Raw genomic sequence first — 14,340 nt, 5'->3', positions numbered from 1 at the left:
ATTCTTGCTGAAGCTTGATGAGAGCGGAGATCTCCCGCTCAGGAGGTCGTCGAAAAGCTCAACGAACTACTGGCGAAAATTCCCGAGGGATTGTGCGGAAGTAATCGGTGTCAACGATAATTACCTAATGAGAAGGACGGTGCACGGTCCTGCATTCTCGAAGTCCTTTTTGAACCGAAGATCGTCGCCAATCGATCTTGCGGGATCGTATACTACAAACAGCACATGACGCTGCTTCCCGTACTTCGTCAAATCCGCAGCCATCCCCTCATTCACTTTGGCGGGCGTTGTCCCGCCTCTTATGTACTTGCTTTCAATAAATACATCCGATCGTCGCGCAGAGTGGTCCGGAACCGCATGGGCTAGCGCGAACCGGACCGCCGGGTGTTCACGCTCCATCTCCTCCTTCTCTGATGCGAGAATAGCGCTCACCTTATCATTAAAGTCGTTTTCATTTGTGGGCTGATTGTGCTGAAAGGCCAGCGGCAGCGCGATCGTCAACTTGCGGCATACCGCTTCCACAAAGCGCTTGATCGGTTCCTTCAGGTACTCCCGCTCGGAGACCATCTCCAGAAAACTTCCGTGTGGAATTGCGCTGTAAGGATTATCGTGAACTTCTCGCATTCGCCGGATCGCATGCAGCACCTGCTCCCCATGTCTGCGGCATAACTCCCAAATCTTTTGAACAACCGTCTGCTCGGACATGCTGGGAAATCCATCTAACACGTCAACTAGCTCCGCAGTCCTCTCACTGTAGAATTGGTCAACACCAGATTCCGCGAAGTCCCTGCCCTGGCGCGCGAAATCCAACAACACCGTTCTCGCTTCGCCACGAACCTCCTGGTCAACGAAATCTAATGCGTACAATCCACTTTCGTCGATATCATCGAGCCCAGCTGCGTACGCTGCAAATCGCCGCTCCACGCACTGCGAGCATGCCCCGCATTGCGTCGCTTCACGCTTCATTCTTTGAAACGTCTTGCTGCAAGATACTGCACTGGTCAGAAGCCGTTCCTGCTTCATGCTCGCCAATCGCTGCAATACGTCAGTTTTTGTCATCCATGAAAATGGCGAGCGTATGGTAAAGTCGTGGCCTGACACTTCGGAAAGGAAGTCGTTAAGCAACCGAATCGTCTTGGGGTGAGTCGTTCGGCTCGCTCTCGCTTTCAGCAAATCCTCACGCCGTGCGAAATTCAGAGCCGTCATGCCGTTCTCGTAAACGAATAACTCAGATTGTGAAAGAGCGCAGGCTAGCGCGTACGCGATCGACACATATAAAAACACGCGACTACGTTGCGTCTCTTCTGCCGCTCTTTGTCCATGAAGAACGCAATCAAACGTGTAATGAGCTGTCCGGCCAGGAAACAATCGTTCCAAAGCTTCGGCCAGTTGATGTTGTGTCCGCATCGTTCCTGGTTGAGAGCGGTGACTCACCATGCAGGTGCGTCTCGCCACTCCGCTGCCGAGTTGGTCCAAAGCTCCGGTTAAAGAATCAACGCCACCCGAAAACAACAGCACGGCCGATCCGTGCTCTGGAAGCCGAAAACTTTCCGAGTCGAACAGGCTTGTTAGCGGTGTCGAATGGCCCCCTTCAAACGTAAACCGATATGTCTTATCTCCGGTTACAAAGCACAGCGCATCTTCAAGCTTTCTTTGAACCTCCGCACGGGACCAAAAGTCTATGTCGCGGACTCTGATCGCGAAGTGCAGTGCCCGGCTCCAAGATTCGTATTCCAGAGCGGCTCGCCGCCCTCGGGGAAGCATTCGATCGGCCGCAAAGACATAAGACGCGATTTCCAAGAGATCAAGAACCCGATCCGGAAGATGGTAAACGCCACGAACAAAGTCAGGCAAAGATATCCGAACGTTCGGCTCGTATCCTTCACGATAATCCAGCCGCAGAGGCTGACGCTCTTTCCGCTCGCGCGGGACAGTGGCTCCATTGCACAGAACCATCCGGGAAGCACCGCGCGTCATATCCGATGCCGCTCCCTGAGCAGCTCATCCCTGATTTTGCCAAACGCCAGCCGAAGAAATCCTTCTATTTCCTCCCCGCTTACGCTTCGCTCGTCTCGCCGCCTGTTGAACCACCCCGCGGCAAACGACTGCGTGATTTTCGCCGTCTCGAAGGCGTGCTTGGAAACGCGATCGACGTGATCTTTAAGATTTCGCGCCAGCGCGTCCCGCGATTCCATGGACCGCGCCACCGCAGACGCTTCCCTTTCCAAGTAGTAGTTCAGGTGACGCTCTGTGAATCGCGCGAAGAACTTCCGCGCCAACTCACAAAACCCGGAACCGCTGGCCGCACCGTGCCAAATATCAAAGGCGTTTTCGTGCTTCTGGAAGAGCGCCCTTGAACCTGTTCGATTCTCCTCGAACCATCCACAGATCGCCTCGCCAGCGGCACGCGTTGCTAACTCGCTGTTGTCACTGTTTTCGCTGTGTGCTGCCACCCACTCACGCAACGCTCGCACGAAATCGAGCGGCGTCGGACTCTCGGGCACGTTGATGCCGTAAGTCTTCAGTTGCCCCTGTGCGGTCTCTGGATCACGCGCCGCAAATCCCAACAGGACTAAATAGTGAAACGCCGCCTGCACGCCCGCGTCGGTCTGGACATCGCGAAGCTGGCTTCGCAATAGTTCCGTGGTGCGCGCGGCTAGATCCGCCACGTCAGACTCACCCGTCACGTTCGCGATACTCGCGACGAGTGTCCGCCAGCGCTCCGTTTTCGGCAGAAGTCCTACCCGCTCGTGCCCCACCGTTTCTCCCCCCGGCTCTTTGGCTCTCGCCGGCATATCTTCTTACCTATCCCCGCAATTGTTCAAGGCACATAACGCTCTTTCCAATCCGGCGGCGCTGCGCTGTGAGACGCCCTCTCGGGTTTCGCAAGCTGCACCGCTCGCGTCCATCCCGTAACGCTACCTGACCCAGCCTGCGTCTCCGCTTCGCCGCCGCTCTAAATGGTGGCGTTCGTTGCGCTAGCAAGCCGCGCCAGCCCTTGCGGGCCGCTTCGCTGTGGCACGTCCTGCCGCCCGCTCCACTCGCGCATCTAGAAATCTGCGCACGGCCCTCCAGTTCGTTTTGAGAGGGCCGCGCGGAAAAAAGTTGCGCGGTGATGAAAGCAAAGCGCAGCACGCCCTGCCGCAAAAGCGGAAGCGGGCGAAGCAAAAAGGGAATGGAGGTAACGGCAATGACCATCAATAAGGTGATCGTAATCGGCAATCTGGGAGCTAACCCTGAGATTCGTGCCCTTCCGTCTGGGCAGAACGTAGCGAATTTCTCGCTGGCGACCACGGAGCGGTTTACGGATCGAAACGGCGCGAAGCAGGAGCGCACCGACTGGCATCGCATCGTCGCGTTCGGGCGGCTGGCCGATACGTGTGAGCGGTTCCTGAGCAAAGGCCGGCAAGTTTACGTCGAAGGCCGGCTTACCACCCGCCAGTACGAAGCGAAGGACGGATCGGGCAAGCGTTACCGCACCGAAATCGTGGTGCGGCAACTCCGCCTGCTTGGTAATCGCGCCAATGGCAACGCGCCCAAGGCTGAAGCTTCCGGCGACATCCCCTTTTAGTGCCCACCCAGAACGGGAGAGCCGCGAAAGCGGTTCTCCCGCAACTAACCAATCCACAATCGAAGATTACGATAATGGACATCTACGCAATGGTTACTGATGAGATCATCAACCTGCTCGAAAACGGCGTGGTGCCGTGGCGCAGGCCGTGGACCTCGACCGGACTGCCGCGCAACCTTGTGAGCAAGAAGCCATATCGCGGCGTAAACGTTTTCCTGCTTTCGGCGTCGAAGTACGTTTCGCCGTTCTGGTTGACGTACCGCCAGGCAACCGAACTGGGCGGACACGTCCGCAAAGGCGAGGAAAGTACGCTGATCGTTTATTGGAAAATCGAAGGCGCTAAACGAAGCACGGAAGACCTCGACACCGAGGAGAACGACGAGAAGAATCGCCGCCGTTTCCTGCTCAGATATTATCGCGTGTTCAACCTCGAACAATGCGAACTTCCGCAGACAGTCTTCGACAAGCTGCCGAAGATCGAAACGCACCAGCATGATCCGATCGAAGCCGTAGAGAAGATCATCGCCGGGATGCCGAATCCGCCCGAGATAGTGCGCGCCGGATCGAAAGCGTTTTACTCGCCGATCACGGATCGCGTCACACTCCCGCCGCGCGAGCTTTTCATCAGCGCCGAGGAGGAAGCGTGTACCGCCGCGCATGAATTGTCGCATAGCACCGGCCACGAGAAACGCCTTGCGCGAGAAGGGATAACCGAACTCGCACCGTTCGGAAGCCCTGTGTACAGCCGCGAAGAGCTTGTCGCGGAACTTTCAGCGGCCTATCTCTGCGCGGAAGCCGGAATTTCAAACGCGGTCATTCATAATCAGGCCGCCTACGTCGCGGGCTGGCTCAAGAAGCTTCGCGATGATCGCAAGCTTTTGATCCACGCCGCCGGGCAGGCGCAGCGGGCCACGGATTTCATTCTCAATCGCAAACCCTCCGGGCAATAAAATTTGCGGCGCGCCCGCGCAACGAGCGCGGGCGCGCCGCCGTATCAGCGTTCTCAATCTTAGTTCCGCGTTGACGCTCTGGCCTTCAACGCCATCGGCATCAGAAAGGCCGCCAGATCGGAAACCACGGTCTCAAGCGAGCCCGACCCGGCCGCCAGCTCTCGGACAAAACTCTCCCATTGTCGCCGCTTGCTCGCGTCGCGAGCAAATTCCGGAGTAAGCGCATCGGGAACCTCGTTCGGGATCGCAGTGCGACGGCGTTCGAAAGTCGCGGCGATCGCCTTCGCTAGGCGAGCCTCATCGAATTCGTAAGCCTTCGACAGCACCCAAACGTCATAGAAGTCCTTCATACGGCTATTCGCCCGCCCGAGGTACACCATGGCCTGAAATTTCTCGGCAATTACCGTCTCGCGCGGATAAGCCCGCAATCGTGGCGCGGCTGAGTCGAGTAAAACCGGAAACTCGATTTCCTCCAGGCCAGGCTCCACCGCGTCTCCGAAGCCGACATCAATCACCACGTTGATTCGTGCTCGCGAAAGGTTGGCAATGGTTCGCAGCCGCAGTCCGCCATATTCCAGTTCTTCTCGGATTCGCTCGATCCGCAAATTATCGACCTCGAATGTAATCCCGTCATCCGCCAGCATTCCGCAGACCTCGCGGAAAACATCGAGAATGGATTCCTCTGAGGAATCACCGAACCCAAGCAGATCCAGATCGCGCGTCGGGCGGTGCGGGTCCGCGAACCAGGTCGTGATCAACATCGCACCCTTGAGAGCAAATCGATCACGGTGCGGCGACTGACTCAGCCGATGGAGCAGACGTTCCAGCGCATAGCGTGTGATCACCAAATCGAATGGCTGGCCTCTGTCCCGCGCCAGTTTGAGGAGGCGAGAACGGACCGACGCGCCGATATCCCGAGTCCGCTTAGCCATCCAGCGTCAGAGCCTCCATGTAGGGCTGCATCGCGGTCCACACGCCGGCGTCGACGGCCTGCTTGGAGATTTCTGCCGGCGTCGCCTTCTTCTTCCGAAGCGCTTCCCGAAGCCCCTCAGCCGCAAGCGTCGTGCCGAGGACGCGACGATAGCGAAAAACGTCGGCCAGGGTCTTCGCTACGCCAAAGATGGGCACCCGCACGCCGTCGATCACGTGAAACTCCACGCCGTTCTCAAGCCGCTCTTTTGGAAATCGGACGAATATGATCGCGGGATACTCGACGCGCGGGCGCCAGGCTTTAGGACCGATTGCCATCCATACGCGCGGAGGCATCTGATCGGTGAGATCGTGAAAGGCAAGCGCGGAGACGAGACAGATCACCCCGTTTGGAACGCGCTTATAGGCTTCGGCGAGGACGTGATGGGCATCAACTGTCGCGTCCGGAAGCTGATAGAGTCCACGGCCAAGACGGATAACGGCCCCGGCGCGCTCGAGGCGCGAGACGGTTGTCGCCGTGACACCCGTCGCCCTGAACTCAGCGAGGCGGACCATTCCGCGCTGCCGGAGCAGAGCTATCGCCCGGTCTTGCTGCCGGTCTGAGCGGGTTGCCTTAAGTGCGGTCAAGATACATTTCCTTGGGCAATTAAGCTATCTATCCGAGGATTTGTATCATCTTCTAACAGATAACGCCAGACCTCAAGCAACCGAAACGTGAGCCACCTACCTTTGCACGGAAGCCGGAATATCAATGGTGGTCATCGAGAATCAAGCCCATACGTTGGGGTGCAGGCCAGAGGGTCTCGCGAAATATTGTCGAAAGGATTTCGATGTGAAAAAGAAATGTTACGAGTGAACTTGGGCTCCTAAACGATTGCCGCCTTGGGTTAGGCGTTAGACCGTCATAGTTTGCCGTAATTGTATCGGCCTTTGATGTTGGTATTGAGAAAAGTCCCTTTTGAATCCGCTCTTTTGAAGTCCTCGAACACCCACTCCTCGACTTCGTAATAGACGTACGTCTCGCCCGATTTCACGAACCGCACGTGCAGTTCTCGAGTGGCGGAATCGTATCCTATAGCCTCGACATTGGAGGAATCGACGAAGATCATCTCGGGCATGTCATTTCTCCTGGTTGTCTTTAGCGGGTGCCGGGACGACAGCAGAAGTCGATTGCGCGCGCCAGTTTGCAAGTGCTTGTGTGTAGAGTTTTCCGGATGGACGGTCTGCGTTCTGCCATGCTTCGGGGAGCTTCGGATCGTCGCCAACCGGCTTGTTCAGAGCTTTGCGCACGCGGACACGTGATGGAATGGCCATAGCTTCCCCAAGGAACAGTCCTTCGCCGGTCCGAAGGGACGGCAGCAGATCCGCGAGACCGCCGAGCTCATCCGGTAACGCAGCCGCTACCTTTGCCCGGTCGGCAGTGTTGGTGACACGCAAGGCGATCATCGAACCACATTGGCTCAACACGGAACTGTCGATCTCGGACGGACGCTGGGTCACCAGAGTGAGCCCCACTCCATATTTTCGCCCTTCCTTGGCGATCACGGAAAGAGTGCGGTGAGCGGGCGTATTTCCTCCTTCGGGAAGAAAGCGATGAGCCTCGTCGATAACGACGAGAAGAGGTTGTTGGCGCCCACCGACAGGAAGATCCTGCGCCCAGAAAAGAGTGTCGTAAACGACCCGTAGCATCGTACCGACGATCGTCGACAGTATCTCCGATGGGAGACCCGATACATCGAAGATCGTAATTTGACGATCATGTCCAACCCAATCGCGAACAAGATCGTCAAGATCCAACGTTACCCGCCCGTCAAGGTCCGGTTCGTAACCACCCCCAGGACTGAACAGGAAGGTGAACCGTCCGTCACGCAGCCGGCTCCGCATCAGGTCCAAGTGTCGTTCAATATTTCTTTTCCGGTTGTTTTTATAGGGAGCCTGGTTGTAAGGACTCGCGATCGGGTATCGGTCGGGCGTCAAAGTCTCGGAATTGCCGACTTGCTCGGGTGGAAAAGCATCCTCTTCCTTCTGATTGGCACCCGTGGTCTTGAACGTTTTACGTTCCACTTGATCGAGTTCATGCCAGAGCCGCTTGATGCTGAACGGCACCGGCGTATCGGCCGTCAGGGTCTCGATGGGCGGCGGCGTCCGCAAATTTACGGCAGAAGCCGCTTTAAGGTCGAGCACCTGTTCCCTGATGGCAGCCTCGTAATTGGGCTGTAAGCCCCCCAATGTCATCAACTGCAATTCGTCAAACGGGAGAGCCCAGAAGGGCACCCTAAGATGACGCTCCCCAATCGACTCATTCGGTCTTATTCGGAATACGCGCGCCTTGTCGCCGAGAGCCGTGGAATATTCTCCGTGAGGATCGATCACAATCACACGCGCGGATGGAAAATCGCCGCTGGCGATCGTTTCAAGAAGAACGGTGACAAGGTTCGATTTTCCAGCTCCTGTCGATCCGACAATGGCGCAATGCCGACTGACAAGTCCCGCGACATTGAGGTCTGCGGAAATCCCGGACGACGCGGCAATTGTGCCGACCGGCACCGTTCCCGCCTTATTTCGAGACCATCCGTAGATGACTTGGAGGTCTTCGTTGGTCACGATATGAACTTCATCGCCGACAGTCGGGTACTGACCTACTCCCCGCTCGAATTGTGAGCCGATGGACTCCCCAAAAAGTGTGACGGCCATCCATCGATATCCCGCCAGACGTTCGGTTGTAGGCGCTTCAAGCGAACTTCTGGGACCGGTCTCCAAACTGTTTGGAGGCGCAGCGTCGGCGCCTACTTGAGTACATACGGCATAAAGCTGGGTGTATCCCAGTGCTATCCGGAAGAAGGCGCCAATTTGACCGACCCGATACGACTCGCCCTCGATCATGACAAGGGTCGTCGGCATATCTTCCCGCAGGCGGACGCGGACGATACCCCCGGTAACGGAAGCTACCTGACCGATAAATGTTGGATCGGAGAGGGACATCCGGATATCCTCAGCGCTCGCCCATGGAGCGCAAAAATTCACAGAACTTTGCGAAATCCCCGAGCTTCAATTGTCCGGTCTTCGGTTGCGGGTTTGCCTCCGTTTTTGGGTCACGCTCAAACACGACATCGACAAAGGGCACAGGATCATCAAGCCTCCATTCGGCCCGCCGACCGCCGATAATACCAGTCTTTGGACCGCTGACTATAAGGTTCCTCTGTCTCACCGCGCGCTTGAGCAAATCGTGGTCGTCGTCAACTTCGCTGAATTGCAGGGCATAAACGTGCGTCCGGGGCCTGTTCTCGATCGCCGAAAAAATCACGTTGTTGATGTGCTCGTCCCCGAAGCTAAATCCGCTGGTAACGAGAAGTGCGTCGTCCTGGTCGAGAAATCTGGCGAGTCGGTCCATGAATGCGGCGTAAGGTTGTTGGCGAGATTCATCGTATTTGTGGAACGATGGGAGGATCATCTCGCCAGAGGAATCCGGCTCGCCGCGCACGATTCGTTCCCGCCCTCCCCGGTTCTCACGGCGCCAGGTGACCGATCCGTGCATCTTCCAGAGACGAACCCAATTTAATCCTGGGGCGACTTCCGGCCGCCGGAGGCTATCGGGCAGAAAAAACGGTCGATAGCTGCCAACGAATCCGTCGAACAACGGTATCCGTTCGGCTTCAAATGCCATCTCGATAAGCACGTCGTAATTGAGAGTGAAGATCTCGACGGGCTGTTGTCTGGAGGTCTTAGCCAACCAACGCGCCATCGATCGATGCGGCGTCTCTTCTGGAATCAACGCTATTGCAGGATTCGCAATCTTCGCTATCGTGCGCCGCACCGTTTCTTCGAGCTTTAAAATCCCCGTCCGGTTGAGCCCCAGAAGTGTGTCTTGTTCGCCGATCGCCGCGAGCATCATTCGCAGCCGCGACAAAATGTCTTCAATGTTTGCCGATTTCCCATCGTGGTCACATTGTGCTGCGACCTTGCTCCATGCCTCCGCGTATTCTTTGCCAAGACTTCGCGCTTCCGAAGCGCAAATCTCCGTTAAGCCCGCGACGGCCGGTATCAGTGGCTTTTCCGGCCCGCCGCCTGCGGCGCAAACGGCTTTTACCGCGCAAGACGTCCCGGCACCGAAGAGAAATGCGATGGGTTTGTCATGCCGTGCCAAGTGATCGCGCAAATCGCCAATCATCTTACGAGCGTCGTGTGAGGCCATCGGCGCAGGTCTACCTCGGAAGCTGAACCGGGAGTTCCCGAATGGCGTCAAGAAGAACGCGCGTGCCGCGGCAGTCGTCTTCGTTGTAGTCGAGGATACGTTGTCGAATCGCCGGGTCTCCGGTCGCGAGCCACCGGTCGAACCATTCGATGGACGCGGCCCCGGAAGGGTGGGTATCGCGCCAGGCGAACCCCAGGTACTTGGCGATGGTTTTGATCGAGAAGTCCCGCGTCGGCCACTCCGTCGCCCTCAGGACGACATCGAAATAAAGGTCGACCGACCGAGCCGGATCGAACAACGCCTCGATTTCCGCCTCGGTGCAAACATCGGGATACTTCTTGCGGAGTTTCCGATAGATCGTCCGCTCGTACTTTGAATAGTAGTAGATGGCGCATGGTTGCGACGCCCGCATATAGTGCAAAGCCTCTGCGAACGCCCGTTCCTCCGCCTCTGGCGTGCCGGCATCCGCGAAAAATGCGACGAAGCGTTCGCTTTCATTGGCACCGTTTCGGCGTTCCACGAACCCGTGCAGATAACAAACATCGCGCATGGGGTCCACCTCGATGTCGAAGAACAATTCGACATCGGCGGCTGGCAGAGATACGGCCGCACGAAGGTACGGCTTGCCGTTTTCTGCGGTCAGGAGCTTCGCGCGCGCGTGCAGTTTTTCGAGGGTCGCAGGGCCGATCCCGGCAAATGCCGTCTTTCCGCTCACGATAAAATCGGCCGGGTCGATCTCCGCAAGTTCGCGGATCGAACCTATGCGGCCGATCATGGCGTCGCGTTTCGAGCGACCCAGCTCGGGGATCAGCGTGAGATCGTTCGCTGCATCGAGTTGCTTGATACACGCAGTGTACCATACACAGTGTTTGCAGATGCCCGCGCTGTAGGCCGGCACCGTTTCGGTTGCGCGACGTGCGATAGTTCGCGCATGGTCAAGGCATTCTTGGTAATCGTCCCAGAGCCTGCGCGCATTCTTCGTGTGAATTGCCATGAAGTCGTAGGGGACTTCCTCGCCGTGGATATCCCAGATAAATCCGCGGCGGCCAGCCGAGCGGCCAAGCCGCTCCAGGATGTCGGTGTATAAGGCGAGCTGCACGGCGTAGTGTTTCTTGGGCTTGCCCTCGCCATCGTCGCCGCCCCCCTCCTCCCCGGCGCCAGATTTGATGTCGCCTGCAATGTACCCGGTCCCCTCCTTCCGCAACAGGTCGGGATCGCCAAGCAGGTCGCCGGCGGCAATGCGCCCGCCATGGATTAGCGGCTCACCGCGGTCCATCGCTTCAAAAGTGCGCCGCTCCTTCTCGACTCCGGCGTACATGGATAGATCGACGAACGGCACGCCGATACCTGCGACCACTTGCTCCTCATGCGCCGAGCCCCGCTCCCAGAGGAACTGCACGAACGGGCTCGGCGTGTCGCGCTCGGCTGGGTTGGCAAACAAGTCCATGGCAACGCGATGCGGGCAAGCTACCAGGTCGTACAGCATTGAAGCGGTGATCGGAGTCGCCGCGGGGATAGGGGCACTTGCATTCTCTTGCGACATCTCTTGGGTCGCTCCGTATATTTCCTGAAGATTTAGTTCCGCCGCACCCAGCCCTTCGAACAGAGTTTAGCCGTTCCTCCAGTATTCCAAAACAAGACGGTCTGAGGCTCACGTAAGACGTAGATAAACCTCCACGGCTTTCCGCCCGCGGTCTGCTTCATGGCTTTCTCGGCTTCGACTTTCCGCCAGCTCGAAAAACCACCGATTCCCGGAAAAACACAAACCGTAACTAACTCTGGCATCTTGTCAGTCCGGAACATCTGTCCGACAATTCGAAATGATCGGATGTGCGAGAGTCTCCACCATTGACCAAGCAATCCAGTCGCGGGCATCTCCGCTGTGAGCCGCCTCACGAGCGCTCCGTAAACTTCGCACCGCGCCAGTCCCTACCCAATCCCCTCCCTCCTGCGGCTCCGCTTCGCGCCGCTTTAAGTGGTGGCGTTCGCTGCGCTAGCAAGCCGCGCCAGCCCATTCGGGCCGCTGCGCTTTGGCACGTCCTGCCGCCCGCTCCGCTCGCGCATCTAGAAATCTGCGCACGGCCCTCCTGTTCGGTTTGAGAGCAACCGTGTCATGTCGGGGCTGTCGCCGCGATCAACTTCACCGGGCGAGTTCGTTCTTCGGAGCAACGGCTGCCCACTTTGAGCATCGCGTTCAGCATGACGACCAACTTCCGCATGCAGGCGGTCAACGCCATCTTCGGAGATTTTCCGGCCGACCGCAGACGACTGTGGAATGCATGTAGCGATGGGTTTAGTCGGACCGCGGCGAGAGTGCTCATATAGAGCATCGCCCGCACATCGCCACGGCCGCCCCAGATTGCGCGCTTACCCTTCATCCTTCCGCTATCTCGATTGAACGGAGCAACACCTACCAGCGCTGCGATCTTCTTGCGGTTCAGAGTCCCGAGCTCTGAAAGATGCCCAATCAACGTCGCGCTCACGACTGGGCCGACTCCCGGCGCGCTACGCAACAGGTCGGCCTTTTGACGGAACGCCGGCGTCGCCCGGATCAGCGCCGCGAGCTGCTTGTCCAGTACTGCTATCTGCTTCTTCAGGCATCGAATGATCGCGGCCAGCCCAGCGCGCACACTCTCGAGCGCCTGCAACTGTCGGTTCTGCTCCGCCGTCATCATCCGCACGAGCTGGTTGCGTCGGGTGATCAATGCCCTCAACTTCCGAGTCTCTGGATCGGGCAACCGGCGCAGTTCAGGCTTCATCACCTCAGCAAAGTGTGCGAGCACCGCGGCATCGATCGCATCCGTCTTGGCGAGCCGACCGCTGGCGCGCGCGAACTCACGAATGTTGTGAGGATTTACCAGCGCGACCGGCAACTCCTCCTCGGCTAACCGCTCCAGCAATCTCCGCTCGTACCCGCCGCTCGCCTCCAGCACCACGCATTCGGGCGTAAGGCGACTGATTGTCCTCACCAGCCGGGTAATCCCCCGCCGATCATTTGGAACGCTCAGCTTCTCGCCGCCAGGCCTGAAGGCTACATCCACGTCAAAGATCGGCACCTCGTAATCAATCGACCGGAGGCGGCGACGGTGAAGCAGATTTATGAACTCTACTTGCAACTCGGGAGCGTGCGGCTGCTGAAGCAGGATCTGGATCGACGCGGCGTCAGTTCCAAAGCTCGAGTCTCCGTGAAGGGCAATAAATCGGGCGGACGATCCTTCTCGCGCGGCGCACTTTACGAGTTGCTCGCCAACCCGATCTACATCGGTGAGATCCGCCACAAGCGGGAGCGCCATCTGGGACTGCACGAGGCGATCCTCGAGCGCGAGTTATGGGAAAAGGTTCAGCACCAGTTGCGCGAGCAAGCCGCGCAGCGGAGCCAACGTCCGACCAAGGCTGGATCGAGCCCACTCGCCGGCCTGCTCTTCGATCAGAGTGGAGAGCCGCTCTACGCCCAATCTACCGCAAAGGGCGCGCGAAGATACCGTTACTACGTATCGAAAGGTTTGATCACAGACTCTGCGAAGGATGCGCAGCGCGGTTGGCGATTGTCGGCGACCGAGATCGAGCGGGCGGTCGCGATCGCCGCGCGAAGTATTCTGGACGATCGGCCCGGGTTGCTAGAGGCGTTGGAGAAGTCAGAAATCCAGTCTCCGGACGTACGGCCGATGCCTGAGGCGGCGATGGACTACGGGCGACGGCTTACGGCCCAGATCGACGTGGCAGCGTGTTTGACTGATCTGGTCGAGCGGGTGGAACTCCTTGAGCAAGGCATCCGCGTTTCCATCAAACTTCCCGTCCCATCAATCGGCCGGGCCGAAGTGCCGCTTGCGAACGTGCTTCATCTCTCGCGCCTCGTGCCGCTCACAATGAAACGCCGCGGCGTCGAGACCCGGATCATTCTGGAGGGATGCGAAGACTCCTCGCGGAACGTAGACCCCGCTTTGCTCAAGGCCATCGCTCGCGCCACGCAATGGTTCGAGGAATTGGCCTCAGGTCAGGTTCGCTCGCTAGCCGAGATTGCCCGCCGCGACGGTCTCCCCAAACGCTACGTCGAGCGGCTTACCAAACTGGCCTTCCTCGCGCCCCGAATCGTCGATGCCGTGGTCGAGGGTTGCGCTGCGCCCGGCCTCAGCCTTCAGATGCTGATGGACGGTCGTTTCGAGCTGTCGGCGGAGTGGCGCGAGCAACAGCGACAACTCGCGCGCTGCTAGCCATTCATCCCCGCGTACCGTCTGATCCAATTTGATCCCGCCAATCAACGGCGAACCGATCGATCGGCCGGAGCCGATGCCGACTTCGCCGCGGCTGCCAACTGCCGAGTCTCAGCCAGCGCTTGACCGTCTTGCGATCCACCCCGAGTTCGCGCGCAATCCGCTTGGCCCCCTCGCCGCGCTCTTTTCGCGCCACCATCTCCCCCACCAAATCCGCCCGTAACATGCCGGAATATACGACATACGCGCTCTGGGGCGCGTGGGGGGTGTCGTGGACCGTCGCGAGGTTTTGGTCCGACCGCACCGAAAAGAGGGACGGCATAGCGGCTGAGCTTTTTTTCCGCGCTCTCATTGGCGTCGGCTCGATCCTGCTGTTTGCGTTTCCAGCGAGCCACCACTACTACGCGCAGACGCAGCTTTGGTGCCTCGGCGATGCGCTGAACTGGATTTTGGTCGCGCTGACGGTCGTTGGATTTTTGTTCACCT

General features: G+C 58.3%; 12 protein-coding genes and 1 pseudogene. 4 read left to right on the top strand and 9 right to left on the bottom strand.

Annotated elements, in window-relative coordinates; genetic code table 11:
• Nucleotides 1-120 precede the first annotated feature (120 nt).
• Entirely contained in the window at nucleotides 121-1,977 is a 1,857-nt protein-coding gene (locus Q7S58_RS06660) for a 7-cyano-7-deazaguanine synthase (RefSeq protein WP_304822381.1), read from the bottom strand.
• On the bottom strand, nucleotides 1,974-2,795 hold the full coding sequence (locus Q7S58_RS06655) for a hypothetical protein (protein WP_304822379.1): 822 nt from the start codon (nucleotides 2,793-2,795) through the stop codon (nucleotides 1,974-1,976). Before Q7S58_RS06655 ends, Q7S58_RS06660 begins: the two co-directional genes overlap by 4 nt.
• A gap of 395 nt (nucleotides 2,796-3,190) precedes the next feature.
• Here Q7S58_RS06655 and Q7S58_RS06650 point away from each other — a divergent pair, with 395 nt between their 5' ends.
• Complete coding sequence (locus tag Q7S58_RS06650) at nucleotides 3,191-3,571, top strand: single-stranded DNA-binding protein (RefSeq protein WP_304822376.1); 381 nt, start codon at nucleotides 3,191-3,193, stop codon at nucleotides 3,569-3,571.
• 74 nt (nucleotides 3,572-3,645) lie between these two features.
• The gene (locus Q7S58_RS06645; RefSeq protein ID WP_304822373.1) at nucleotides 3,646-4,521 is read left to right on the top strand and encodes an ArdC family protein; all 876 of its coding nucleotides are present in this window, start codon (nucleotides 3,646-3,648) and stop codon (nucleotides 4,519-4,521) included.
• Nucleotides 4,522-4,580: 59 nt separating this feature from the next.
• On the opposite strand, the gene Q7S58_RS06640 is transcribed toward Q7S58_RS06645, so the two are convergent.
• The 7 genes from Q7S58_RS06640 to Q7S58_RS06610 all read right to left on the bottom strand — a co-directional run bounded on the left by Q7S58_RS06640 (nucleotide 4,581) and on the right by Q7S58_RS06610 (nucleotide 12,684).
• On the bottom strand, nucleotides 4,581-5,453 hold the full coding sequence (locus tag Q7S58_RS06640; protein WP_304822370.1) for a nucleotidyl transferase AbiEii/AbiGii toxin family protein: 873 nt from the start codon (nucleotides 5,451-5,453) through the stop codon (nucleotides 4,581-4,583).
• Nucleotides 5,446-6,078: a type IV toxin-antitoxin system AbiEi family antitoxin domain-containing protein gene (locus tag Q7S58_RS06635; protein WP_304822367.1), complete on the bottom strand. Its 633-nt coding sequence runs from the start codon at nucleotides 6,076-6,078 to the stop codon at nucleotides 5,446-5,448. Before Q7S58_RS06635 ends, Q7S58_RS06640 begins: the two co-directional genes overlap by 8 nt.
• 275 nt (nucleotides 6,079-6,353) lie before the next feature.
• Nucleotides 6,354-6,569, bottom strand: coding sequence for a KTSC domain-containing protein (locus Q7S58_RS06630; RefSeq protein WP_304822363.1), 216 nt, complete (start codon nucleotides 6,567-6,569; stop codon nucleotides 6,354-6,356).
• A gap of 1 nt (nucleotide 6,570) precedes the next feature.
• A complete protein-coding gene (locus Q7S58_RS06625; RefSeq protein WP_304822361.1) occupies nucleotides 6,571-8,433 on the bottom strand; it encodes an ATP-binding protein in 1,863 nt (620 codons plus the stop codon).
• 10 nt (nucleotides 8,434-8,443) lie between these two features.
• Complete coding sequence (locus tag Q7S58_RS06620; RefSeq protein WP_304822359.1) at nucleotides 8,444-9,643, bottom strand: SIR2 family protein; 1,200 nt, start codon at nucleotides 9,641-9,643, stop codon at nucleotides 8,444-8,446.
• 10 nt (nucleotides 9,644-9,653) lie between these two features.
• The gene (locus Q7S58_RS06615; RefSeq protein WP_304822357.1) at nucleotides 9,654-11,129 is read right to left on the bottom strand and encodes a TM0106 family RecB-like putative nuclease; all 1,476 of its coding nucleotides are present in this window, start codon (nucleotides 11,127-11,129) and stop codon (nucleotides 9,654-9,656) included.
• 625 nt (nucleotides 11,130-11,754) lie between these two features.
• Nucleotides 11,755-12,684 (bottom strand): IS110 family transposase, encoded by a 930-nt coding sequence (locus tag Q7S58_RS06610; protein ID WP_304822402.1) that lies wholly within the window; start codon nucleotides 12,682-12,684, stop codon nucleotides 11,755-11,757.
• Between the two features lie 45 nt (nucleotides 12,685-12,729).
• Between Q7S58_RS06610 and Q7S58_RS06605 the strand changes: the two genes are divergently transcribed.
• Both Q7S58_RS06605 and Q7S58_RS06595 read left to right on the top strand, forming a co-directional pair.
• Nucleotides 12,730-13,854, top strand: coding sequence for a recombinase family protein (locus Q7S58_RS06605; RefSeq protein ID WP_370655464.1), 1,125 nt, complete (start codon nucleotides 12,730-12,732; stop codon nucleotides 13,852-13,854).
• Nucleotides 13,855-14,078: 224 nt separating this feature from the next.
• Nucleotides 14,079-14,340, top strand: a pseudogene (locus Q7S58_RS06595) (hypothetical protein); the annotation flags it as partial.

Origin of the sequence: Candidatus Binatus sp., from assembly GCF_030646925.1 — a bacterium.
Classification (GTDB): domain Bacteria; phylum Desulfobacterota; class Binatia; order Binatales; family Binataceae; genus Binatus.
Note: the sequence above shows the minus strand (reverse complement) of the source record. Positions and strands in the feature narration are given on the sequence as shown.

Coding starts and splice junctions, on each gene's coding strand:
- Q7S58_RS06625 (WP_304822361.1), bottom strand. CDS start 8,433: ATGTCCCTCTCCGATCCAACATTTATCGGTCAGGTAGCTTCCGTTACC.
- Q7S58_RS06655 (WP_304822379.1), bottom strand. CDS start 2,795: ATGCCGGCGAGAGCCAAAGAGCCGGGGGGAGAAACGGTGGGGCACGAG.
- Q7S58_RS06650 (WP_304822376.1), top strand. CDS start 3,191: ATGACCATCAATAAGGTGATCGTAATCGGCAATCTGGGAGCTAACCCT.
- Q7S58_RS06620 (WP_304822359.1), bottom strand. CDS start 9,643: ATGGCCTCACACGACGCTCGTAAGATGATTGGCGATTTGCGCGATCAC.
- Q7S58_RS06660 (WP_304822381.1), bottom strand. CDS start 1,977: ATGACGCGCGGTGCTTCCCGGATGGTTCTGTGCAATGGAGCCACTGTC.
- Q7S58_RS06645 (WP_304822373.1), top strand. CDS start 3,646: ATGGACATCTACGCAATGGTTACTGATGAGATCATCAACCTGCTCGAA.
- Q7S58_RS06630 (WP_304822363.1), bottom strand. CDS start 6,569: ATGCCCGAGATGATCTTCGTCGATTCCTCCAATGTCGAGGCTATAGGA.
- Q7S58_RS06615 (WP_304822357.1), bottom strand. CDS start 11,129: ATGCTGTACGACCTGGTAGCTTGCCCGCATCGCGTTGCCATGGACTTG.
- Q7S58_RS06640 (WP_304822370.1), bottom strand. CDS start 5,453: ATGGCTAAGCGGACTCGGGATATCGGCGCGTCGGTCCGTTCTCGCCTC.